Here is a 21212-nt window from a genome sequence, read left to right as displayed (position 1 = left end):
GATGGGTCCGGCGGGTCCCTGGTCGAGCAGCCGCACTTTCGAGCCGTCCGACGGCCGGGTTCGGTGCTCAGCGGAGGCAGTGGAACGTGGGTTTCGGGTGCATCAGGAAGTCGTGGTGGGAGATGTTCCAGGCGTAGGCGCCCGCCATCGAGAAGGCGACGATGTCGCCGGGGGACAGGGGCGGGACGGGGACGTTGCTCGCGAAGACGTCCTTCGGGGTGCAGAGCTGCCCGACGAGGGTGGCGCGGGACGTCGGGGCTTGCTTCGAGGTCAGAACTTCGAAGGGATGGTCGTGGCCCTTGGTGACCGGGGTTCGCAGGTGGTGCGTGCCGCCTCGGAGGACGACGTAGGTCTCGCCGCGCGTCGTCTTCACGTCGAGGACGTCGGTCACGTACCGGCCGTGGTAGGCGGTCAGGGCGCGGCCCGGTTCGACGCGGAGTCTCGTGTTTCCGGGGAGGCCCCTTCCGTAGGTTTCCCAGTCGAAGCGGGTGGTGGGGGAGGCGTAGTCGACGGCCATGCCTCCGCCGACGTTGATCTCCGGGTCGTCCACGCCGTGCTTTTCGAGGAACGGGAGGGCCCACTCGACGATCTGTGCCGCGAGGTCGAGCATCGCGGGGGCGTCGAGGCCCGAGGCGAGGTGCGCGTGGACACCGCGAAGGGCGAGGGGCGTGCCGGGGAGGCGCCGGGCGCACTCGTCGAGGGCGTCCTCGTCCATGCCGAACGGGCCGCTCATGGACAGGGCGGCGCCCGGCGTGCGGAAGGGGAGGTTCGCGCGGAGGAGGACGTCCGCCGGGCCGAGTGCGGCTAGGCGGGTCAGTTCGCGTGGGCTCTCGATGTGAATGCGGTCCGCGTGGTGTCGGGCCAGGGCCAGTTCGTCGTCGGTCTTGCCGGGGCCGCCGAACGCCAGGGGGGTGTGTGGGAGCGTCTCCCGGACGTGGGTCAGTTCGCCGCCCGAGGACACTTCGACACCGTCCACGTGGGGGGCGACCGTGCGGAGTATCTCCGCGTCCGGGTTCGCCTTCGCGGCGTAGAAGAGTTCCGTGGGGCCGAGGGCCGCGCGCACGGACGCGACGTGTTCTTTCAGGCCGCGCAGGTCGTAGACGTACGCGGGGAGGTCGGCGGGGACGTCGTCGGGGTTCACAGCGGTCGCGCCAGGGGGTTAGGGGCGGGGACGTACGTGGCGCCGCGGTCGGCCGTCCGGGACCAGCGGGTGCGCAGGTTGCCTTCGCGGGCAGCGGCACCCCGGCGAGGAGCGCGCGGACCTGCGGACGATGGTCGTGGGCGGCGAAGTGGCGGCGGGCGGCGGGCCACAGTTCGAGGTCGGGGTGCAGGTCGGCGACGGCGGCGGCGATCTCGGTGAGGTGGTTGATCAGGAGGCAGTAGACGACGCGGTTCCAGCCCCGGTCGGGCGCGTACGTGAGGCTTTCGGCGACGCGGGGCGGGAGGTGCGCGAGGTCCCAGCGGTTCTGGACGAGCTTGGTGCCTTCGAGGTCGCGGAACGCGGTGTGGATCGGCATGCCGTCCTGGTCCACGCATACGAGGACGTTCTGGAGGTGCGGCTCCAGGACGATCCCGTGGTCCAGGTACGCGCGCAGGACGGGCGGCGCCACGTGGGCCACGTAGGCGTCCCACCAGGCGAGTGCGCCGTCGGGGGTCGACAGGGCGGGGAGGGAGGAGAGGAAGTCGCCGTAGGGGTCGGCCAAGGCGCCTGCGAGGAGTGGAGTGCCGGGAAGGTGTTTCACGCCCTGCCGCAGGATCACGCCCAAACCTTCGTACAGGCGCCGGTCCGCGAGTGTGGTCGTGCGGTAGGCGGGTTCGGACAGGAGGGTCGCCCCCATGGACGCGAACACCGGGTTCAGGAGGTCGTTCAACGCGACCGCACCCGAGAGTTCGTACCACGCGTTCTTGCGGACGCAGTTGGTGATGCGCACGTCCAGGCTGAACTTGCAGAAGACGTCGGCGTCCGGGAGGTAAACGGTCCGGACGGACGACGTGGGCACGGCCTCCGCGTCGGACGGGCCCAGGTCCGTGACCATTCCGGTGTGCAGGGCGCGGTGCAGGCGTTCGGAGAGCAGCGCGAGCTGCCACGGGTGCGCGGGGACCAGGCGGCGGCCGGGACCCGGGGGCGGGCCGTACTTCTCCAGCGTGGCGAACGCGTCCGGGTCGCCCTCTTCGGCGAGGAGGTCCTCGGGGACGGCCAGCCAGTGCGGGCGGAAGCGCGCGCGGGCTTCCGGTGCGTACTTCAGCCAGTCGTCGGGCGCGCCCTGCCTCGACTTCGGGGACGGGTGGAACCGGTGCCCCGCGACGAGCGACTGCTCGGACGCGATGTACCGGTCGTCCGGCGGGCCGGCGGCGCCCGTGCGGGCCGCGATGATCGCGGCGAGGGCGGTGCGGCTGTCGCCGACCTGCGCGAGGAACTCGGGGTTCGCCCGTCCGGTCGCCAGTTCGAGCTCGCCCGCGACGAGGCCCGCGAGCCGGTTCCACGGCGCGGGCGTCCAGGCGTCGCCGCGCCGCTCCTCGTACGGGGGTTCCAGGCGGTAGGTGGGCCCGGCGGGCGGTCTGGCGAGGCCGGTGCGCAGCACGACGTCGGCGCGGGGGAGCCGCACGACCAGGTGCGCGCCGTCCGCCCGGACCTGCTGCTCGGGCGCGCAGACCTCCCGGATCAGGCAGTTCAGCAGCGCGGTCGAGGTGGCGTCGTCGGCCGTGAGGGCCGGGGTCGCGGATCCGGTCAGCAGCACGTGGTGTCCCGTAGATAGTTGGGCCCGGCCGGGCCGTAGTGCTTGTTGATGTCGGCGGCGCCGGTCCTGGCCTTGTCGACGAGGGTTCCGGCGGTGACCATGGCCTTGCCCGGCAGCGTCGCGGCGTCGAGCGTCCGGGAGCGCAGGAACGCGTCGCCGGGGCCGAGCGCCGCGGCGAGGCCGGTCGCGGACGAGCAGCGCGTCCCGTCCGCCAGGGCAGGAGCCCCCGTTCGGCCAGGCCGAGGGCGGGGGCCGCCGCGCACAGGTGCAGCGTGATGGTGACGAAGACGCGGGCGAGGGCGTCGGGGTCGGCGGTCGTCATGCGGCGGTCGATGAGGTCGCGCGGGTCGGCGTCCGGGTCCGGCGGGAGGCGTTCGCGGAGGCGGGCCGGGTCGATGAGCGCGCCGTCGTTGTCCTTGACGAGGAGGCGGAGCGGGCCGTCGTCCAAGACGAGGGATACGTTCTGCTGGTGCGCCTCCAGGGCGATGCCGTAGCGGAACAGGGTGACGTTCCAGGCGAACAGCGCGTCGAGGTAGGAGGCGAACAGCGACTCGACGTCCCAGCGTTCGATGACGTGACCGTGTTCGGGGGCCTCGGCCAGTAATGCGGCGACGGGAACGACGTGCGCGCGCGCCGTCTCGTCCGGGAATCGCCTCACCAGGTACCCCAGCAGCGGGTTCTGCGCGTGCCCGTAGGTTTGCTCGTCCGCCAGCAGGACGGGCAGGGACGGTTCGCGGTCGAGGACGCGCCGCAGGATCCGCTCGACGAGCGCGCCGTCCGGCAGCGTGCCCGGCGTGATCGTGCGGCGGTTGCGCAGCCCGAGCGTGCTCGTCGGCAGCGGCACCTTCACGTGGACGAGCCGCGCCGCGGCGACCGTCCGCATCGACAGCGTGGGGCCGACCCGGAGGTAGGGGTCCGGGGCGAGGACGGCGCCGGGCCGGCGGCGGACGTGCGGGGCGGCGAGCGGGTGCACGGGGAACAGTGCGCCGCCGTCCGTGGGGGGCAGGCCCACGTCGGACGGCGCGGGCCACCACGGCGGTGGGGCCCCGGCGAGGATCGCGTCGCGGACGAGCGCCCAGCGCAGCGGGAACGCGGGACCGAACTCGGGCGCGTACCGGCTCAGGTCGGCCAGGCTCAGCCCGGCGCGGCCCAGGCTCGTGGGGTGCACGGGGTGCTCGTTGTACGCGGCGAGGGTGTCGTAGAAGGTGCCGGGGCCGGTGCGGAGTTCGTCCGGGATGCGGGCCAGACGCCGGTACACGGCGGGGCGCGCGTCACGGTGCAGCTTGGCGGCGGCCAGGGCGTCCCGGCATTCGCGCTCGAACGCGGCGACGTCGTCCGTGGGGTCGGCGAGGTGCCGTACGGCGCGGAACACGTCGTCCAGTTTCAGGATCTGCGCAGGGTCCACTTTGACGTCCGACAGGAACGCCGGGCGCGCCGCCACAAGCCGTATTCGACGACTTGGCAACTGCAGGGTCTCCTCCCGGATCAGCTCCTGCAAGCCTCCGTAGTTCTCCCGCAGCAACGCGTCCAGGACACGCGCCGCCAGGGGACCCTCCAAGTCCATCGAAGCAGCGGCGACAGGCCTGGATGCGCCCGAAGAGTCGCGTGCGGATGCGCCGGGGGAGTCGGGCTCGGTCACGCGATCGTCCACTCGTGGGCCGCGCGGAATCGGGCGAGCGCCGCCCGGACGCCGTCCGGGTCCGGGCCGATGGCCCGCACGGTGCCGAGATAGTCCCGGTTCGTCCGGGTGAGCGGGATCTCGTCGCCCACGGCGCGCTGCGGCCGGTAGGCGAGCCGCACGTCGCCGTCGTCCAGCTCGACCGGGCCGGGCGCGGCGGTGAGGCGGCCCGCGCGGTCGGCGATGACCGGCTCGGCGACCGCGTGCCCGCGCGGGCGCGGGACGGCCGCGTCCAGCCGCCCGCCGAGGTGCACCCGCAGGATCCGCTCGTGCAGCGGCACGCCCAGCAGGTCGGCGAGCAGGAAGTCGCAGTGGTCGCCGATCAGCCGGTAGTTCACCTCGATGATCCGGGCGCGGCCCGCGTGGACGACGAACTCGGTATGGCACGCGCCGAACCCGGCGCCGAGCGCCTCCAGCGACGCGAGGACCTGCGGCGTCTCCGGCGGAGGAGGCGCCCATTCGAGGCGTTCCTCGACGAAGTGCGGCGGCGGGGACATTCGCGTGCGGAACGAGCCGAGCACCCGCAGTTCGTGCCCGTCCCCGAGGGTTTCGAGGGTGTGCAGCTCCCCGGGCAGGTACTCCTCGGCGACGAGCGGGTCCGCGCGCCGCGCCGCGATCTCCGCGACGCGGGCGCGCAGCTCCGGCGCGTCCCGCACCAGGAAGACGTCCTCGCTCGCGACGCCCTCGCGCGGCTTGAGGACGAGCGGGTACGGCGCGTCCGCGGGCACCGCGCGGGCGTCCGCGGAGAAGACCGGGTCGAGGTGCGCGAGGCAGCGGCGCATCAGCGCCTTGTTCTTCGCCCGCGCGGCCGCCCGCCAGTCCTTGCCGGGCAGCCCGAAGTACGCCGCCGCGAGGGCGGCCGGTGTTTGCAGGAAGTCGCTGTTGGAGAAGATCGCGGCGGGCCGGTCGCGGATCCGGTCGATGATGTCCCGGAAGTCGGAGACGTCGCATTCGACGACCGCGCCGACCGGCGGTGGAGCCTCCGCGTGCTCCGCGGGACGGTCGGTGAGGAGCACGACGTCGAGACCGAGGCGCGCGGCGGCGGGCAGGAATCCGTGCGTCACCGAGTCGGTGGCCTTCCCGGCGACCAGGTAGAGGGAGGCGGCCAAGTGGGCCCTTTCCAGTGAGGTAAGCCTTGCCTAACTCAAGAATCGTCACCATACTGGCCGGACCGCGCCGCCCGGGCAAGAACGATGACACCGCGTGTCCCCCGCCGTCCCGCGATCCGCCAAGATGAAGCCATGGATCTCATCGAGCGGTGGGTCGCGCTGGCCGGGCCGCACACCCGGCACATCGGCACCGAACTCGACGCCCGCTACGGCGAGCCGCACCGCCGCTACCACACGCGCGAGCACCTCGCCGCCGTCCTCGACCTGGTCGACGAGCTCGCCGGCCACGCCGACTCGCCCGACGCCGTCCGCCTCGCCGCCTGGTTCCACGACGCCGTCTACGACCCCGAGCGCGCCGACAACGAGGAACGCAGCGCCCGCCTCGCCGAGCGCATGCTCGCCGACACCGACCTGCCCCCGGACGACATCGCCCGCGTCGTCCGGCTCGTCGAACTGACCGCCGCGCACGCGCCCGAGCCCGGCGACCGCGACGGGCAGGTGCTCTGCGACGCCGACCTCGCGATCCTCGGCGCCGGACCCGACCGGTACGCCGCCTACGCCGCCGCCGTCCGCGACGAGTACGCGTTCGTCCCCGAGGAGCTCTACCGGGCCGGACGCGCCCAGGTGCTCGAATCGCTGCTCGCGCTGCCGTCCCTGTTCAACACGCCACCGGCCCGCGCGCGCTTCGAAGAAACGGCCCGGCACAACATGCAGACAGAACTGGCCCTACTCGGCACCTGACGCCGCCCCCGGGACGGACGTGCGCGCGCGCAGCGCCTCCCGCACGACCTTCCGGCGACGCAGCCCCGCACGCGTCAGACGCAACAGCAGTTCCTGACAACCCACCGGAACCGCCCCCCGCGCGACCGCGGCCTGGTAGAACTCGGACGGGACGTCGTAGTGGTCGCGGTCGAACGCGCGCGGCGACATACCCAGTTCCTCCGCGAACGCGTGAAGTTCCGCGTAGGACACGTCGCTGACCATGTGCGACCACACCCGGCCGCGCGCGGGCCACAGCGGCGGATCGATGAGGATCAAGAGGCCCTCCCGTGGGCGAGTACGGCGATCCCGTACTGTGCACGACAGTACGACGACATGCAAAGGGGCATGGCAAGTGGTGAACGACGCGGTCGAGAACATCGACGTTGTCGGATACATCCGCGAAGAACGCGACCGGTTCGTCGCGGACCTGAAGGAATGGCTGGCGATCCCCTCCGTCTCCGGCGACCCCGCGCACGCCGCCGACGTCCGGCGGTCCGCCGACTGGCTCGCCGCGCACCTGCGCGAACAGGGCTGGCCGACCGTCGAGATCTGGGACACCCCCGGACTGCCCGCCGTCTACGCCGAATGGCCCGCCGCCGACCCGGACGCGCCGTCCGTCGTCGTCTACGGCCACCACGACGTGCAGCCCGTCGAACCCCTCGACGAATGGGACACCGACCCGTTCGTCCCCGTCGAACGCGGCGACCGGCTGATCGGGCGCGGCACGTCCGACGACAAGGGCCAGGTCTTCTTCCACACCCTCGGACTGCGCGCCCTGCTCGCCGCGACCGGCGCGCAGGCCCCGCCCGTCACCGTGAAACTGCTGGTCGAAGGCGAGGAGGAGTCCGGCTCCGTGCACTTCGCCGACCTGCTGCGCGCACACCGCGACCGGCTCGCCTGCGACGCGGTCGTCATCAGCGACACGACGATGTGGGCGGCCGACGTCCCGTCCATGTGCACCGGCATGCGCGGGCTCACCGAAGCCGAGGTGACGCTGCGCGGCCCCGCCACCGACCTGCACTCCGGCTCCTTCGGCGGCGCCGTCCCCAACCCGCTGCACGCCATGGCGACGCTCCTCGCCGGACTCCACGACGCCGACGAACGCGTCACCCTCCCCGGCTTCTACGACGACGTCGTCCCCCTCACCGACGAGGAACGCGCCCTGTTCGGCAAACTCCCGTTCGACGAGGACGAATGGCTCCGCACCGCCGGGAACAGCCGCGCCCCGCACGGCGAACGCGGCTACACGACCCTCGAACGCATCTGGGCGCGCCCCACCGCCGAGATCAACGGCATGTGGGGCGGGCACACCGGCGCGGGCGGCAAGACGATCGTGCCGCGCGACGCGCACGCCAAGATCTCGTTCCGGCTCGTCGCCGGCCAGGACCCGGTCAAGGTGCAGGACTCCTTCCGCGCCTGGGTCGCCGAACGCACCCCGCCCGGCGTCGAGGCCGAGGTCCGGATCCCCGGCGGCGGCGTCCGGCCCTGCTTCTCCCCGATCGACTCGCCCGGCGTGCTCGCCGCCCGCCGCGCCATGGAACGCGCGTTCGGACGCGAGGTGCTGTTCACCCGCGAGGGCGGCAGCGGCCCCGAAGCCGACCTCGCCGACGTCCTGGACGCGCCGCTGATCTTCGTCGCGGTCGGCCTCGACGACGACCGCATCCACGCGCCGAACGAGAAGGTCGAGATCCCGCTGCTGCTCAAGGGCGCCGAAGCCGCCGCGCACCTGTGGGAAGAACTCGCCGGCGCCCTGCGCTGACACCAACCTTGGGGGGAGATACATGACGGTGACCGACGGCCCGCTCGAATGGCTCGCGCTGGCCCGCGGCACGCTCGACCGGGCCGCCCTGCGGCGCGGCGACGACGCCTGGCTCGCGGCCGCGTGGGACGACCCGCGCACCCGCGTCCTGCCGATCCACGAAGGCCGCGCCCCGGTCGTGTTCGACCCCGCGCCCGCGCTCGTCTTCGTCCCGCCCGCCCAGGCCCCGCCCGGCGTCCGCCGCTGCTCGGCGTCGACGCGACGGCACCGCCTACTTCACGGTCGCCGGAGAGTTCGCCGTCGAGGGCGCCGAACCCGCCGGGCTCCGCCGCGTCGGCGCCGTCCTCGGCGACCGCGACTCCGGGCTGCTCACCCACGCCGTCGCGCTCGAACACTGGCACGCCACCAACCGGTTCTGCCCCGGCTGCGGCGCCGAGACGCGGGAGACGCAGGCCGGACACGTCCGCACCTGCCCCCGGGACGGCTCGCAGCACTTCCCCCGCGTCGACCCGGCCGTGATCATGCTGGTCACCGACCCGGACGACCGCATCCTGCTCGCCCGCGGCCCCCAGTGGCCCGCCGACCGCCGCTCGATCCTCGCCGGGTTCGTCGAACCCGGCGAATCCCTCGAACAGGCCGTCGCCCGCGAGGTCCACGAGGAGGTCGGCCTGCACGTCCGGGACGTCCGCTACCTGGGCAGCCAGCCGTGGCCGCTGCCGCGGAGCCTCATGCTCGGCTTCACCGCCGTGACCGACGAGACCGCGCTGCGCCCCGACCCGGAGGAGATCCTGGACGCCAGCTGGTACACCCGCGAGGAACTGCGCGCCGCGATCGAAGCGGACGAGATCGTCGCGCCCGGGATCCTGTCCATCGCCGCCCAGCTGATCATGCGCTGGTACGGCGGCGAACTCCCCAAGATGCCCCCGTTCTGACGGAGGGTTCACCTAGGGTGAACGGTGCGTGAGTTCCCCGCCGCTGCGGGGATGTTCCGCAAACCGTCCCGACGGTGACCATTGGCGGTACGTGCTCCCCCCGCATGCGGGGATGGAAAGGCCCGCCGACCGGGCTGGTGCCTGGTCGGCGGGCCTTTCTCGAAAGTTCTCGGCCTCAGGCGTCGGCGGCGAGTTCCGCCAGGTGGCGCTTGACTTCCTTCGCGCTGGGGTTGGTGAGGACGACGTCGCTGCCCGAGATGGTGACAGTCGGTACCGTCTGATTTCCGCCGTTGACGCTCATCACGAACTCGGCGGCCTTCGGGTCCTTCTCGATGTCGACCTCGACCATCTCGATGCCCTCCCGGGCGAGCTGGCTCTTGAGGCGCCGGCAGAAGCCGCACCAGGTCGTCGTGTACATGGTGAGCTGTCCGGCGGGCACCTCGGCCCGGTCGGCGGTGGGCGTCGCCATCGGTGCGTCGTCCTCCCTCGTCGTTCGTGTGATGCGCGAGATCGCGCGTACCGAAGAACACTAAACGTCCGGTTCGCATTCCGTGCGGGGATCGGCCGTCCACAATCGCGGCGGCGGGCCGACCCGGTCGGTGACTCCTGCGACCATGGGGGGATGTCGATGGAGTCGGTGCTGGAGGGACTCGATCCCGAGCAGCGGGCGGTCGCGGAGTCGGTGCGGGGGCCGGTGTGCGTTCTGGCGGGGGCCGGGACGGGCAAGACGCGGGCGATCACGCACCGGATCGCGTACGCGGTGCGGTCCGGTGTGATGGCGCCGCAGCGGGTGCTGGCCGTGACGTTCACCACCCGGGCGGCGGGGGAGCTGCGCGGGCGGCTGCGGTCGCTCGGCGCGCCGGGCGTCCAGGCCCGCACGTTCCACTCGGCGGCGCTGCGGCAGCTCACCTACTTCTGGCCGCGGGTGGTCGGGGGCGAGCCGCCGAAGATCCTGGAGTCGAAGATCCGGCTGGTCGCGGACGCGGCGCGCGAGATCGGGGTGTCGCTGGGCGGCGGCGAGCTGCGCGACGCGGCGGGCGAGATCGAGTGGGCGAAGGTCACGCAGAACCGCCCCGAGGACTACGCGGCGGCCGCCGCGAAGGCGGCGCGGCGCCCGTCCGTCGAGATCGCCGACGTGGCCGGGGTGTACGCGATGTACGAGGAGCTGCGGCGGCAGCGCAACCTGCTCGACTTCGAGGGGATGCTGGAGCTGACCGCCGCCGTGCTGACCGAGCACCGGGAGGTCGCCGCCCAGGTCCGCGACCAGTACCGGCATTTCGTCGTGGACGAGTTCCAGGACGTCAACCCGCTGCAGAAGATGCTGCTGGACGTCTGGCTCGGCGACCGCGACGACATCTGCGTCGTCGGCGACCCCAACCAGACGATCTACTCGTTCACCGGCGCGAGCGCCGCGCACCTGCTGAACTTCACCGCCGACCACCCCGGCGCGACGGTCGTCCGGCTCGTCCGCGACTACCGGTCGACGCCGCAGGTCGTGGGGCTGGCGAACGGGCTGCTGGGGCGGTCGCCCGCGTCCGGTCACCGGCTGGAGCTGGTGGCGCAGCGCGCGGACGGGCCGGAGCCGGCGTTCAACGAGTACGACGACGAGATCGCCGAGGCCGACGACACCGCGCGGGCGTCCGCAAGCTCGTCGACGAGGGCGTCCCGGCGCGCGAGATCGCGATCCTGTTCCGGGTGAACGCGCAGTCGGAGGCGTACGAGGCGGCGCTGGCCGCCGCGAACGTCCCGTACGTGCTGCGGGGCGCGGAACGGTTCTTCGAGCGGCCGGAGGTGCGGGAGGCGGTCGTGCGGCTGCGCGGCGCGGCCCGCGCGGGCGCGGACGCCGAGACCGACGGCACCGGGCTGATCCGGACGGTCCGGCACGTGCTGTCGGGCGCGGGGTTCTCCGACCGGCCGCCCGAGGGGGCGGGGGCGGCGCGGGCGCGCTGGGAGTCGCTGGCGGCGCTGGCCCAGCTCTCCGAGGACATGGCCGCCGACAACCCGAAGGCCGGGCTGCCCGACTTCGTCGCCGAACTGGAGGAGCGGGCGGCGGCGCAGCACGCGCCGCCGCTGGAGGGCGTCACGCTCGCGTCGCTGCACTCCGCCAAGGGCCTGGAGTGGGACGCGGTGTTCCTCGTGGGGGTCGCCGAGGGCACGCTCCCGATCATCTACGCGAAGACGCCCGCGCAGGTCGAGGAGGAGCGCCGCCTGCTTTACGTGGGCATCACGCGCGCGCGCGTCCACCTGAACCTGTCGTGGGCGCTGGCGCGTTCGCCCGGCGGGGCCCAGGCGCGGCGCCCGTCCCGGTTCCTGGACGGCCTCACGAGCAAGACCGCGACGCACACCCCCGCCCGTCTCGACCGGTCCACCAAGCGGCGTCCGGTCCGGGGGCCGCAGCCGTGCCGGGTGTGCGCACGCCCGCTGACCGCGGCCGTCGAGCGCAAGCTGGGCCGCTGCGAGGACTGCCCCGCCGAGCTGAACGAGGAACTGCTCGTCGCCCTCAAGGACTGGCGCGCCGGGGTGTCGTCCGAGCAGCGGATCCCCGCGTACGTCGTGTTCACGGACGCCACGTTGCAGGCGATCGCCGAGCGCTGCCCGGAGTCGATGGAGGAACTCGCCGGGATCCCCGGTGTGGGGAAGGTCAAGCTCGACCGGTACGGCACCGCCGTCCTCGGGCTCTGCGGCGGCTGAGCAGGCGCGTCGCGGCGTCCGGTCGCGGGTTCCGGCGGGGTGAGAGGGCGGTCACACGGCCGGATGGGGGAGACTGTCGGGCGTGAAGGAGACTCTGAAGGCACTGCTGGACCTGCTGGACCTCGAGCAGATCGAGAACGACATCTTCCGCGGCCGCACGTCCGACGAGCACCGGCAACGCGTCTTCGGAGGTCAGGTCGCCGGGCAGGCGCTCGTCGCCGCCGGCCGGACCGTCCCGGTGAACCGTCCCGTGCACTCCCTGCACGCCTACTTCCTGCGGCCGGGCGACCCGCTCGTCCCGATCGTCTACACCGTCGACCGCGTCCGCGACGGCCGGTCCTTCACCACGCGCCGCGTCACCGCCGTCCAGCACGGCAAGGCGATCTTCACGCTGTCGGCGTCGTTCCAGATCGTCGAGGATGGGCCGGCGCACCAGGCGTCCATGCCGGACGCGCCCGCCCCCGAAACCCTCCCCGACTCCCTCACCCGGCTGACGCCCCTGTTCGGACGGCGCGGCGCGGAGGAGTTCGTGAACCGGCGCCCCATCGACATCCGGCACGCGACCCCGCTGACGTGGGAGGCGGCCAAGGACCCGTCGCTGACCACGCCGGAGTCGAAGGTGTGGCTGAAAGTGGACGGGGAGCTGCCGGACGACCCGCTGCTGCACGTGTGCCTGATGACGTACGCGTCCGACATGACGCTCCTCGACACCGTCCTGCTCAACCACGGTCTCGCCTGGGGCGACAAGCGGACGATGGGCGCCAGCCTCGACCACGCGATGTGGTTCCACCGTCCGTTCCGCGCGGACGACTGGCTGCTGTACTACCAGGACACCCCGTTCGCCGGAAGCGCGCGCGGGCTCGCCCGGGGACAGGTGTTCACCCGCTCAGGGGAACTGGTGGTGTCGGTGATGCAGGAGGGGCTCATCCGCGTGTCGGACTGAATCGTCCCGTAAGGGTCTCCCGAGAGTTTCGACGCCGGCACGGCGGCGCGGGTTCCCGGGAAATGTGGTGAAGTGACCCACAAAAGCGCAGGTCAAAAATACCTTGCTCGATTTGCCGAAGTCCCCGTAGTCTCGTACGCGAGCAATCAGGCGGCCGCCGGATGGATCTTGATCCGACCGGACCGGCCCGAGGAACCAGAGAGGTGGTGCGCAGTCCGGTGATCAACACGTTGTTCGTGAACACGCCGTCCCGGAACGCCACGCGCCCCGGTGCCTCGATGGCCTATTCCCCGATGTCCGTCACCCCGCGCACGCCGAGACTACGCGGCGCGTCCGCCGTCGGCGGCAACGGGCGGATCGGCGGATCGGCGCTCGGCAACGAGTCGATTCGCACCGATGAGCGTTGCGCCGAACTCGGCGGCAAGCGGCATGACTCGCGCGATCTGCGCGACGTCCGTCGTGCGCAGCGATTCCAGGACGAGCAGGGGTGGAGTGTCTTCGAACGGCTTCTCGAAGACGTGACCATCCAGGCTTCGGCCAAGGCCCGCGAGGGCGCCCCCCTGATGGGCGGCGTGTCGGGTCCGTACCCCTGGAGGCGACCGGTCTAGCAAGACACCGGCAAGCCCCCAGGCCGCGGATCCAGACACCGGATCCGCGGCCTTTTCATTTGCCCAGACGACCCACCGACACGCCCGCCAAGATCCAACGAGAGGAACAAGGGTGACTGTGATGCAGGGGGCTCTCGCAGTGAGCGAGGAGGACCTCACGCTTCCGTGCCGGACCGACCCGGAGCTGTTCTTCGCCGAGGACCCCGCCGACGTCGAGCTCGCCAAGCGCTGTGCCAGGAGTGCCCCGTCCGCAAGCAGTGCCTCGCCGGGGCGCTCGAGCGGAAGGAGCCCTGGGGCGTCTGGGGCGGTGAGCTGTTCGTCCGCGGCGTGATCGTGCCCCGCAAGCGGCCGCGTGGCCGCCCGCGCAAGCACCCCCGCCCGGAAGACGTGACCGTCTGACGGACGGGACGGCGGCAGCCGCTCACTCGTCGAGCACCGATGCGGCGACCGTGGGTGATATGCCCAGGTCGCGACCCGGTCCCGACCGCCGCCGGGAGGCGCGTTTCCGAATCGATACGCGCCTCCCGCCGGCCGAACCGAAACGCAAATACCCCAAAGGGGAAATAACACCCGGGAAGGCAATACGGACCCGGGAGGACGAAATGACGACGATGACCGAAGGGCCCGGTATCGGGCCGGAGCCGACGACCACGGAGCCGACGACCACGATCGCCGCCGACGAACTGGCCGTGCGGGTGCGAGCCCTGCGCCGCGCCCGCCGGGACGCGCAGATCCGCGCGTCGCGCGTCCGCCGCGTGCTCCTCGCCCCGACGGCGACCGGCGACCCCCACCCGCCGCCGCGCGGCCGTCCTCGGAGGCACGGCCGGGCCTGAGGCGTCGACGGCCCGTCCGGTTCGCAGGCGGCGCCCGCCGTCCATGTCCGGCTACGGACATGGACGGGGGCGCGCGGCCTCCCGGCGGGCCTCGGGAGGCGTCCGGACCCACTGCCGGACGCCGCGAAGAAGGGCCCCGCGCACCGGTCCGGTGCGCGGGGCCCTTTTCGTGGGCTCGGGCCGCTCAGCCGACGGCCAGCTCTTCGTCCTCGTCGTCGGCGAAGCCGGGGATCCACTTGAGGGACTCGCCGCGGGCGGGGATCTCGCAGTCGAGCTGGCAGAGCACGCCGGTGCCGGCCGACAGGACGCGGTGGATGATCACGTACTCGGGCGGGAGGTTGAGCTGCCGGACGACGTTGGTCGGGCGCAGGTCGGTGACGCGGGCGGCCTGGTCGCGCAGCCACTCGCGGTTGAACGCGAACGTCTCGGTGACGAACGGCTCGGTGATCGGGCCGAGGAACGTCTGCAGGGACTCGGCGTCGATCTCGACGTCGTCGCGGATGAAGTCCTCCCGGCGGAGGGCCTCCTCGACCTCGTCGATGTCGGCCATCGTGCCGATGCGCAGCAGGAGGCCGAGCCGCTTCTGGAACCCGCCGGGGATGTGGTCGACCGCGCCGAAGTCGAGGACGCCGAGGCGTCCGTCCTCCATCAGGCGGAAGTTGCCCGGGTGCGGGTCGCCGTGCAGGAGCTCGGAGCGCTTCGGCCCGGACAGCAGGAACCGGCAGTACAGCAGCGCCGCGTGGTTCCGCGTCTCCTGGTCGCCCTCGCTGATGATCTTCGAGAGCGGGGTGCCGTCGATCCACTCGGTGACCAGCACGTCGCCGGCCTGGGCGATCACCTCGGGGATGTAGAAGTCGGGGTCGTCGAGGTAGGCCTCGCGGATGATCGTCTGCGACTCGGCCTCGATCTCGTAGTCGAGCTCCTCGGCCACCCGCTCCTTCAGCTCGGCGAGCATCGACTTGACGTCCAGGCCGGGCATCAGCACGCCGAACAGCCGGCCGACGCGGGCGAGCTGGTTGAAGTCGCTGATCAGGGCCTTCCCGGCGCCGGGGTACTGCACCTTGACCGCGACCACGCGGCCGTCGTGCCAGACGCCCTTGTGGACCTGCCCGATGGACGCCGCGGCGGCGGGCTCGTCGTCGAACTCGGCGAACGAGTCGCGCCAGTCTTCCCCGAGCGCCTGCGCCAGGACCTTGTGGACGGCCGAGGCGGGCAGCGGCGGCGCGGCCTCCTGCAGCTTCGTCAAAGTGGCGCGGTACGGCCCGGCGATCTCCGCCGGCAGCGCCGCCTCGAAGATCGACAGCATCTGGCCGAGCTTCATCGCCCCGCCCTTGAGCTCGCCGAGCACCTTGAACAACTGCTCGGCGGTTCGCGTCTGGATCTCCATCGCGACGGCCTCGGCGGGCTTACCGAAGGTCCGCTTCCCCACGCCCAGGGCGGTACGCCCCGCGAAGCCGAGGGGGAGGGACGCCAGCTTTGCTGACCGCGTCACCGCGCGGCGGGGAAGATCGCTCACCCGGCCATTCTCCGTGATCCGCCGCCGATTCCGCCACAGTGCGGCGCGAATAATCAGGATGGCCGGAAACGGTGCACTCGCGTGACCAGTACGAATGTGGTAAGTGTGCGCTTTCTCACGCGTCGCCGAACCCCGCCGCCCGGCGCCGCGGGCCCGCAGGGTACGGTGCGTCCCGTGCCCGAAGAGCTGCTCGTCGAACGCCGCCCGGACGGAATCGCCGTTCTCACGCTGAACGACCCCGACCGCCGCAATGCGATGGCCGACGCGATGACCGCCGCCTGGAAAAAGGCCGTCGCGGATCTGCGCGAGGACCCGGCGGTCCGCTGCGTCGTCGTCACCGGAACGGGCAGCGCGTTCAGTTCCGGCGGCGACCTTTCGTGGCTCGCCGACACGAACTCCGTGGCCGTCCCCGCGCTGCGCGACCGGATGCTGACCTTCTACCGGACGTGGCTCGCCATCCGGGACCTGGAGGTCCCCACGATCGCCGCCGTCAACGGGCACGCCGTCGGCGCCGGACTGTGCCTCGCGCTGGCCTGCGACCTGCGGTACGCCGCGCGGGACGCCAAGCTCCTCGCCCCGTTCACCGCCCTCGGCCTGCACCCGGGAATGGCCGCCACCTGGCTGTTCCCCGAGGTCGCCGGGCTGCCGATCGCCCGCGAGATGCTGCTCGCCGGACGCGTCCTCACCGGGGACGAGGCGCAGGCGTCCGGATTCGTGAACCGGGCCGTCCCGCGCGAGCACGTGCTGGAGACGGCCCTGGAGGTCGCCGGACGGATCGCCGCGCAGGCGCCCGTCGCGACCCGGCTCACCAAGGTCGCGCTCGCCGGCGGCGGCCACCCCGACATGGAATCGGCGCTGCGCTGGGAATCGCTCGCGCAGCCCGTCACGATGGCCACCAAGGACATGATCGAGGGCCTCACCGCACAGCGGGAGCGCCGCACTCCGCGCTTCACCGGCGAATGATCAATACCATGCTCGCGGCGGTGCGACCGCCGAGAACGGTCTCCACAAGGTTGCGCGGGCGTGTTCCGGGCCCAATGAGGCAGTTAAAAGATGGTGTCTGACCTGCGATAACACCAAACACCCCCTGTGGCGGACGCAAATTTTTGGGTACGGTTCTGGCGTGCCCCCAAACGTTGAGGTCCGCCGCAGCTCCCGCCGCCGGCGGACGGTGTCCGCCTACCGCGACGGGGACAAGGTGGTGGTGATGGTTCCGTCCAGGCTGAGCAAGGCCGAAGAGGAACAGTGGATCGCGACCATCCTGGAACGGCTGGAGGAGCGCGAACGCAAACGGCGTCCCAGCGACGCCGACCTCGAATCGCGCGCTCGCGAGCTCTCCCGCCGTTACCTGGACGGCCGTGCCGATCCCGTCAGCGTCCGCTGGGTGGACAACCAGCGGCACCGCTGGGGATCGTGCACCCCCGACGACGGGACGATCCGGCTCTCCACGCGGCTGCGCGGAATGCCCGGCTGGGTCGTCGACTACGTCCTCGTCCACGAGCTGGCGCACCTGCTGATCCCCGGTCACGGCGCCGACTTCTGGGAACTCGTCGGCAACTACCCGAAGGCCGACCGCGCCCGCGGTTACCTGGAGGGCGTCGCCGCCGCCGCGCACCTGCCGATGGAGGCCGACGCGCCCGGCGACGACCCCGGCAAGGACGCCCACAGCGGCGACGTCCTGCACCGCGACCAGCGGTACGGGGTCGCCGGTTGAGCTCCGCCCGCCACGCCGCGGTGCTGTCGAAGCTCCGCGGCCGTCCGGACGCGCCCGCCGCCCCGCCCGGGGTCGACCCGCCGAGTTCCGGCTCGCGCTGCTCGAAGACGCCTACGAGGTCGTCGCCGGACTCGAACTGGTCGTCCCGGCCCTCGTGCTGGACCCGCCCGACCAGCCGGACGCCGAAGCCGTCACGTGGCCCGGCACCGAGATCGTCCGCGCCGCGACCCCGCCGGACGCGTTCGCCGCGCTGCACGCGGCCGGGGCGGCGGAGCGGGTGCTCGTCGCGGGCGACGCCCCCGACCTGCCGCCGCTGCTGATCGGCAAGCTGTTCCGGGCGCTCGGGCAGGCCCCGGCGGCCGCGTGCGCCGCCCGTCCGGACGGGCTCGTCGCGCTCGCCGTCCACGGGCTCCCGCTGCCCGGCTGGCTCGCCGGGATCCTCGCGGAGGTCGACCTCGACACCCCCGACGCGCTCGCCCGGCTCCGCGCCGCCGCGCCCCGCCCCGGGCTCGTCCCGCAGACCCGGCTGGCACCGCATCCGCACCGCCGCCGACCTGCGCTTCCTCGACCCGGGACTGGAGGGCTGGGAGAACACCCGCGCCCTGCTGGAAGGCCACCCGCTCCGGGGCTGACCCGGCCTCAGGACGCGACGGCCCGTGCGACGAGCCGCCGGAGCGCGTCGTCCGTCGGTTCGGGCAGCGCGTCCACCGGCCACCAGGCGAGGTCGTCGGACTCGTCGCTGCGCACGTGCCGCGCGCTCGCCGGGGCGATCGCCGCGTATTGGACGTCCAGGTGCCACGACCCTTCGGGGTGGCAGCGCACGGAGTGCCGGTCGAGCTGGACGGGGCCCTCGCCCAGCAACCGCAGGCCCCGGATGCCCGACTCCTCCCGCGCCTCGCGCAGCGCCGCCGCCTCCAGGGTCTTGTCGCCCGGCTCCAGGTGACCGCCGAGCTGCAGCCACGCCTTCACCTTCGAGTGCAGCGTCAGCAGCACCCGGGTCCGGGTGTGGTCCAGGACGAGCGTGCTCGCGGTGATGTGCCCGGCCGCGCACTCCCGCCACACGCCGTCCTGCGTGTGATCGCGCAGGTGCCGCATGAAATCGAGGGCGAGGTCGCGCTGCGCGTCGTCCGGCGGGCGCCAGCGGTGCAGCACGTCGACCACGTCCTTGCCGAGCCGGACCGTGGCGAGCAGGCGTTCGGTGTCGCCGGTCACGCGCGGCCGATGCGCGGATAACGGGAGTTGACGAGATGGCGGCGCCGGCGCTCCTGGTCGATGGGGCGCTGCCAGCACAGGCTCGCCCGTTCGACCCGCCGCCGGATCACGTTCGTGGACGATCCCGGCTCGTACCGGCAGCCGCCCACCCGGTGCTGCCGCTGCCGGCTCACCGCTGCGGCCCCGCGTCGCCGGACCCGCCGTCCCCGCCGTTCTCGTCGTCGTCGGCGTCGCCCTTGGCGTCGGTCTCGTCCTTGGGCTCGTCCTTGGGCTCGGACGGCGCCTCGGACGGGCCCTCGCCCGTGGTGAGCTTCGACAGGTCCAAGTCCGACAGGGCGTCCTCGCGGCCGTGGACGAACCCCTCCGGGTCGTCCAGGTCGTCCGACGTCGGCAGCAGGTCGGGGTGGTCCCACAGCGCGTCGCGGCCCTGCACGCCCCGCACGTCCGTCAGCGTCCGCCACAGCGCCGCCGCCTCGCGCAGCCGCCGGGGCCGCAGCTCCAGCCCCACCAGCGTCGCGAACGTCCGCTCCGCCGGGCCGCCGGTCGCGCGGCGCCGCCGCACCGCCTCGGCCAGCTTCACCGACTCGGGCAGCCGGTTGCGCGCCGCCTCGTTGACGACCGTGTCGACCCAGCCCTCGACGAGCGCCAGCGCCGTCTCCAGCCGGGCCAGCGCCGCCTTCTGCCGCGGCGACTCCTCCGGCTGCAGCGACAGCTCGCCGCCCAGCGCGTCCTGGATCGCCTGCGGGTTGCTCAGGTCGAGGCCCTGGACGGCCTGCTCGATGCCCGACAGGTCGACGGTGATGCCGCGCGCGTACTCCTCGACGGCGCCCAGCAGATGCGACCGCAGCCACGGGACGTGCGCGAACAGCCGCTGGTGGGCCGCCTCGCGCAGCGCCAGGTACAGCCGCACCTCGTCGCCCGACACCTCCAGGCCCGACCCGAACGCCTCGACGCCCGCGGGCAGCAGCGCCCCGACGCCGTCCGGCGCCAGCGGCAGGCCCACGTCGGCCGAACCGGTCACCTCGCGGGCCAGCTCGCCGAGCGCCTGCCCGGCCTGCCCGCCGACCATCGCCCCGGCCATCTGCTTGACCATGCCGATCAGCGGCCCGGCCATCGCCTGGACGTCCGCGGGGATCTCGCCGCCGCCGAGCGCGCCGCCCATGGACTCGACCATGCGCGTCGCGATCGGGTCGCAGACCTTCGCCCACACCGGCAGCGTCTGCTCGATCCACTCCGAGCGGCTCCACGCCTGCGGCGTCCGGATACCGGCGGGCAGCGTCGTGCTCTCGTCGAGCCACAGCTCGGCCAGCCGGAGCGCCTCCTCGACCTGGCGCCGTTCGGCGTCCACGATCGAGGGGTCGCCCTTCTCGGCGACCGCGTGCCGCGCGATGTTCTTGGCCAGATCCCAGTTCAGGGGGCCGCCGCCCGGGCCGCCCGCACCGGCGGCGCCCTGGCCGCCGATCATGTCGGCGAACCGGTGCAGCATGTCGGCGAACTGCGCCATGTCGCCGCCCATGCCCTTGAATGGATCCTGGGGCCGGTCGTCGTCTCCGTCACCGGGACGGTTGAAGCCGAAGGGTGTGTCACTCATATCGGTTCGCCCCTGGGATGCATGATGGGCTCATATCCGCAACGTTAGCCGGTCCAGGCAAGGTCGCGAACAAAAGGAAGGGGGCACCTCCGTGGCAACGGGCAAGGTTCGCCCTCGGCGTAGCAAGGGCCCGGTCGTCGCGGTCACCGGCGCGGCCACCGGGGCGGGGCGGCTGCTGGCCGCCCGGCTCGCCGAGCGCGAGGAGATCCGCAAGGTCGTGGCCATCGACGGGCAGCGGGGAGACGTGCCCGGCGTCACCTGGCGCGTCATGGACGTCCGCGACCCGCTGCTGTCCGGGCGGCTGTCGGACGTCGACGTCATCGTCCACCTCGACGTCGAGCAGTCGCCCGAGGTCGAGCAGCGCGAACGCCGCACCCACAACGTGCGGGGCGCGCAGACCGTCGTGACCGCCGCGGCCGCCGCGCGCGTCCGCCGGGTCGTGCTCGTCACCAGCGCCATGGTGTACGGCGCCGAACCCGGCAACGAGGTCCCGCTGCCCGAGGACGCGCCGCTGCTCGCCGAGGCCGACACCGGCATCGCCGGCGACCACCTGGAGATCGAGGAGCTCGCCGCCGCCGCGCCGCTCACCCATCCCGGGCTGGAGATCACCGTCGTCCGCCCGGCCGCGCTCGTCGGGCCCGGCGTGGACACGCTCGTCACCCGCCACTTCGAGGCGCCGCGGCTGCTGTCGGTCAAGGGCAGCACCCCCGGCTGGCAGTTCTGCCACCTCGAAGACCTCGCGTCCGCCCTCGACGTGATCGTCACCGAGAACATCGCCGGCCCCGTCGCCGTCGGCTGCGAGGGCTGGATCGGGCTCGACGAGGTCACCGAGATCACCGGCAAGCGCGGCTTCGAACTGCCCGCCGCCCTCACCTTCGGGACGGCGCAGCGCCTGCACCGCCTCGGCATGACCCCGGCGCCCGCCACCGAGCTGCGCTACGTCGCCTACCCGTGGGTCGTCGACTGCGCCCGGCTGCGCGCCGCCGGCTGGAAACCGATGTACGACAACGCCGCCGCCCTGCGCGGGCTGATGGACGAGATCGCCGGCCGGCACGCGGTCGTCGGCCGCCGCGTCGGGGGCCGGGAGGCCGCCGCCGGCGACCGCCGCGGGCGCCGCCGTCCGCCG

Annotated in this window: 18 protein-coding genes and 5 pseudogenes; 11 read left to right on the top strand and 12 right to left on the bottom strand. The window is 73.0% G+C overall.

What is annotated here, in order from left to right; genetic code table 11:
* Nucleotides 1-67: 67 nt before the first annotated feature.
* The 5 genes and pseudogenes from BJF79_RS19170 to BJF79_RS19155 all read right to left on the bottom strand — a co-directional run bounded on the left by BJF79_RS19170 (nt 68) and on the right by BJF79_RS19155 (nt 5525).
* The gene (locus BJF79_RS19170) at nt 68-1141 is read right to left on the bottom strand and encodes an alanine racemase (protein ID WP_075899268.1); all 1074 of its coding nucleotides are present in this window, start codon (nt 1139-1141) and stop codon (nt 68-70) included.
* A gap of 193 nt (nt 1142-1334) precedes the next feature.
* Nucleotides 1335-2582, bottom strand: a pseudogene (locus BJF79_RS19165) (IucA/IucC family protein); the annotation flags it as partial.
* Between the two features lie 146 nt (nt 2583-2728).
* Complete coding sequence (locus BJF79_RS60690) at nt 2729-3001, bottom strand: hypothetical protein (protein WP_262402277.1); 273 nt, start codon at nt 2999-3001, stop codon at nt 2729-2731.
* A gap of 38 nt (nt 3002-3039) precedes the next feature.
* Nucleotides 3040-4302 (bottom strand): annotated as a pseudogene (locus BJF79_RS19160) (IucA/IucC family protein); the annotation flags it as partial.
* A 71-nt stretch (nt 4303-4373) separates the two neighbouring features.
* Entirely contained in the window at nt 4374-5525 is a 1152-nt protein-coding gene (locus tag BJF79_RS19155; RefSeq protein ID WP_075899266.1) for an acetyl-CoA carboxylase biotin carboxylase subunit family protein, read from the bottom strand.
* 132 nt (nt 5526-5657) lie between these two features.
* On the opposite strand from BJF79_RS19155, the gene BJF79_RS19150 reads away from it, so the two are divergent.
* On the top strand, nt 5658-6266 hold the full coding sequence (locus tag BJF79_RS19150; RefSeq protein WP_075899264.1) for an HD domain-containing protein: 609 nt from the start codon (nt 5658-5660) through the stop codon (nt 6264-6266).
* Here the strand turns inward: BJF79_RS19150 and BJF79_RS19145 are convergent.
* A complete protein-coding gene (locus BJF79_RS19145) occupies nt 6252-6563 on the bottom strand; it encodes a DUF4031 domain-containing protein (protein ID WP_075899262.1) in 312 nt (103 codons plus the stop codon). The genes BJF79_RS19150 and BJF79_RS19145 overlap by 15 nt on opposite strands.
* A gap of 100 nt (nt 6564-6663) precedes the next feature.
* Here BJF79_RS19145 and BJF79_RS19140 point away from each other — a divergent pair, with 100 nt between their 5' ends.
* Together BJF79_RS19140 and nudC are read left to right on the top strand one after the other, a co-directional pair.
* Entirely contained in the window at nt 6664-8046 is a 1383-nt protein-coding gene (locus BJF79_RS19140; protein ID WP_075899318.1) for a dipeptidase, read from the top strand.
* A 22-nt stretch (nt 8047-8068) separates the two neighbouring features.
* Nucleotides 8069-8978: pseudogene (nudC, locus tag BJF79_RS19135) on the top strand (NAD(+) diphosphatase).
* 175 nt (nt 8979-9153) lie between these two features.
* On the opposite strand, the gene BJF79_RS19130 reads toward nudC, so the two are convergent.
* The gene (locus BJF79_RS19130) at nt 9154-9447 is read right to left on the bottom strand and encodes a mycoredoxin (protein ID WP_075899260.1); all 294 of its coding nucleotides are present in this window, start codon (nt 9445-9447) and stop codon (nt 9154-9156) included.
* A 153-nt stretch (nt 9448-9600) separates the two neighbouring features.
* On the opposite strand from BJF79_RS19130, the pseudogene BJF79_RS19125 reads away from it, so the two are divergent.
* The 5 genes and pseudogenes from BJF79_RS19125 to BJF79_RS19105 all read left to right on the top strand — a co-directional run bounded on the left by BJF79_RS19125 (nt 9601) and on the right by BJF79_RS19105 (nt 14053).
* Nucleotides 9601-11669 (top strand): annotated as a pseudogene (locus tag BJF79_RS19125) (ATP-dependent DNA helicase UvrD2).
* An 82-nt stretch (nt 11670-11751) separates the two neighbouring features.
* Nucleotides 11752-12612, top strand: a complete 861-nt coding sequence (tesB, locus tag BJF79_RS19120; RefSeq protein WP_075899258.1) for an acyl-CoA thioesterase II — start codon at nt 11752-11754, stop codon at nt 12610-12612.
* Nucleotides 12613-12830: 218 nt separating this feature from the next.
* Nucleotides 12831-13220, top strand: a complete 390-nt coding sequence (locus tag BJF79_RS19115; protein WP_143220035.1) for a hypothetical protein — start codon at nt 12831-12833, stop codon at nt 13218-13220.
* A 121-nt stretch (nt 13221-13341) separates the two neighbouring features.
* A pseudogene (locus tag BJF79_RS19110) lies at nt 13342-13619 on the top strand (WhiB family transcriptional regulator).
* A 203-nt stretch (nt 13620-13822) separates the two neighbouring features.
* Nucleotides 13823-14053, top strand: coding sequence for a hypothetical protein (locus tag BJF79_RS19105; protein WP_075899254.1), 231 nt, complete (start codon nt 13823-13825; stop codon nt 14051-14053).
* Nucleotides 14054-14237: 184 nt separating this feature from the next.
* Here the strand turns inward: BJF79_RS19105 and BJF79_RS19100 are convergent, their stop codons facing one another.
* Nucleotides 14238-15569 (bottom strand): ABC1 kinase family protein, encoded by a 1332-nt coding sequence (locus tag BJF79_RS19100; protein ID WP_075899252.1) that lies wholly within the window; start codon nt 15567-15569, stop codon nt 14238-14240.
* Nucleotides 15570-15743: 174 nt separating this feature from the next.
* Here BJF79_RS19100 and BJF79_RS19095 point away from each other — a divergent pair, with 174 nt between their 5' ends.
* Together BJF79_RS19095 and BJF79_RS19090 are read left to right on the top strand one after the other, a co-directional pair.
* Entirely contained in the window at nt 15744-16532 is a 789-nt protein-coding gene (locus tag BJF79_RS19095; RefSeq protein WP_075899250.1) for an enoyl-CoA hydratase/isomerase family protein, read from the top strand.
* Between the two features lie 208 nt (nt 16533-16740).
* On the top strand, nt 16741-17283 hold the full coding sequence (locus BJF79_RS19090; protein WP_083733580.1) for a M48 family metallopeptidase: 543 nt from the start codon (nt 16741-16743) through the stop codon (nt 17281-17283).
* A gap of 111 nt (nt 17284-17394) precedes the next feature.
* Here the strand turns inward: BJF79_RS19090 and BJF79_RS55575 are convergent, their stop codons facing one another.
* The 4 genes from BJF79_RS55575 to BJF79_RS19075 all read right to left on the bottom strand — a co-directional run bounded on the left by BJF79_RS55575 (nt 17395) and on the right by BJF79_RS19075 (nt 20086).
* Nucleotides 17395-17745, bottom strand: coding sequence for a hypothetical protein (locus BJF79_RS55575; RefSeq protein ID WP_158079234.1), 351 nt, complete (start codon nt 17743-17745; stop codon nt 17395-17397).
* 177 nt (nt 17746-17922) lie between these two features.
* Nucleotides 17923-18495 carry an NUDIX hydrolase gene (locus tag BJF79_RS19080; RefSeq protein WP_316043385.1) on the bottom strand — a complete coding sequence of 191 codons (573 nt, stop codon included), beginning with the start codon at nt 18493-18495 and terminating at the stop codon, nt 17923-17925.
* On the bottom strand, nt 18492-18668 hold the full coding sequence (locus tag BJF79_RS55570; protein WP_158079233.1) for a hypothetical protein: 177 nt from the start codon (nt 18666-18668) through the stop codon (nt 18492-18494). The genes BJF79_RS19080 and BJF79_RS55570 overlap by 4 nt, the downstream gene beginning before the upstream one ends.
* A complete protein-coding gene (locus tag BJF79_RS19075; protein WP_075899247.1) occupies nt 18665-20086 on the bottom strand; it encodes a zinc-dependent metalloprotease in 1422 nt (473 codons plus the stop codon). The genes BJF79_RS55570 and BJF79_RS19075 overlap by 4 nt, the downstream gene beginning before the upstream one ends.
* A gap of 91 nt (nt 20087-20177) precedes the next feature.
* On the opposite strand from BJF79_RS19075, the gene BJF79_RS19070 reads away from it, so the two are divergent.
* Nucleotides 20178-21212, top strand: a 1035-nt coding sequence (locus tag BJF79_RS19070) for an NAD-dependent epimerase/dehydratase family protein (RefSeq protein ID WP_075899245.1), incomplete at its 3' end; no start/stop codon positions are given.

Origin of the sequence: Actinomadura sp. CNU-125 (genome assembly GCF_001942465.1) — a bacterium.
Lineage (GTDB): Bacteria > Actinomycetota > Actinomycetes > Streptosporangiales > Streptosporangiaceae > Spirillospora.
This window is presented reverse-complemented; position numbering and strand designations above follow the sequence as displayed.

Coding starts and splice junctions, on each gene's coding strand:
- BJF79_RS19130 (WP_075899260.1), bottom strand. CDS start 9,447: ATGGCGACGCCCACCGCCGACCGGGCCGAGGTGCCCGCCGGACAGCTC.
- BJF79_RS19075 (WP_075899247.1), bottom strand. CDS start 20,086: ATGAGTGACACACCCTTCGGCTTCAACCGTCCCGGTGACGGAGACGAC.
- BJF79_RS19105 (WP_075899254.1), top strand. CDS start 13,823: ATGACGACGATGACCGAAGGGCCCGGTATCGGGCCGGAGCCGACGACC.
- BJF79_RS19150 (WP_075899264.1), top strand. CDS start 5,658: ATGGATCTCATCGAGCGGTGGGTCGCGCTGGCCGGGCCGCACACCCGG.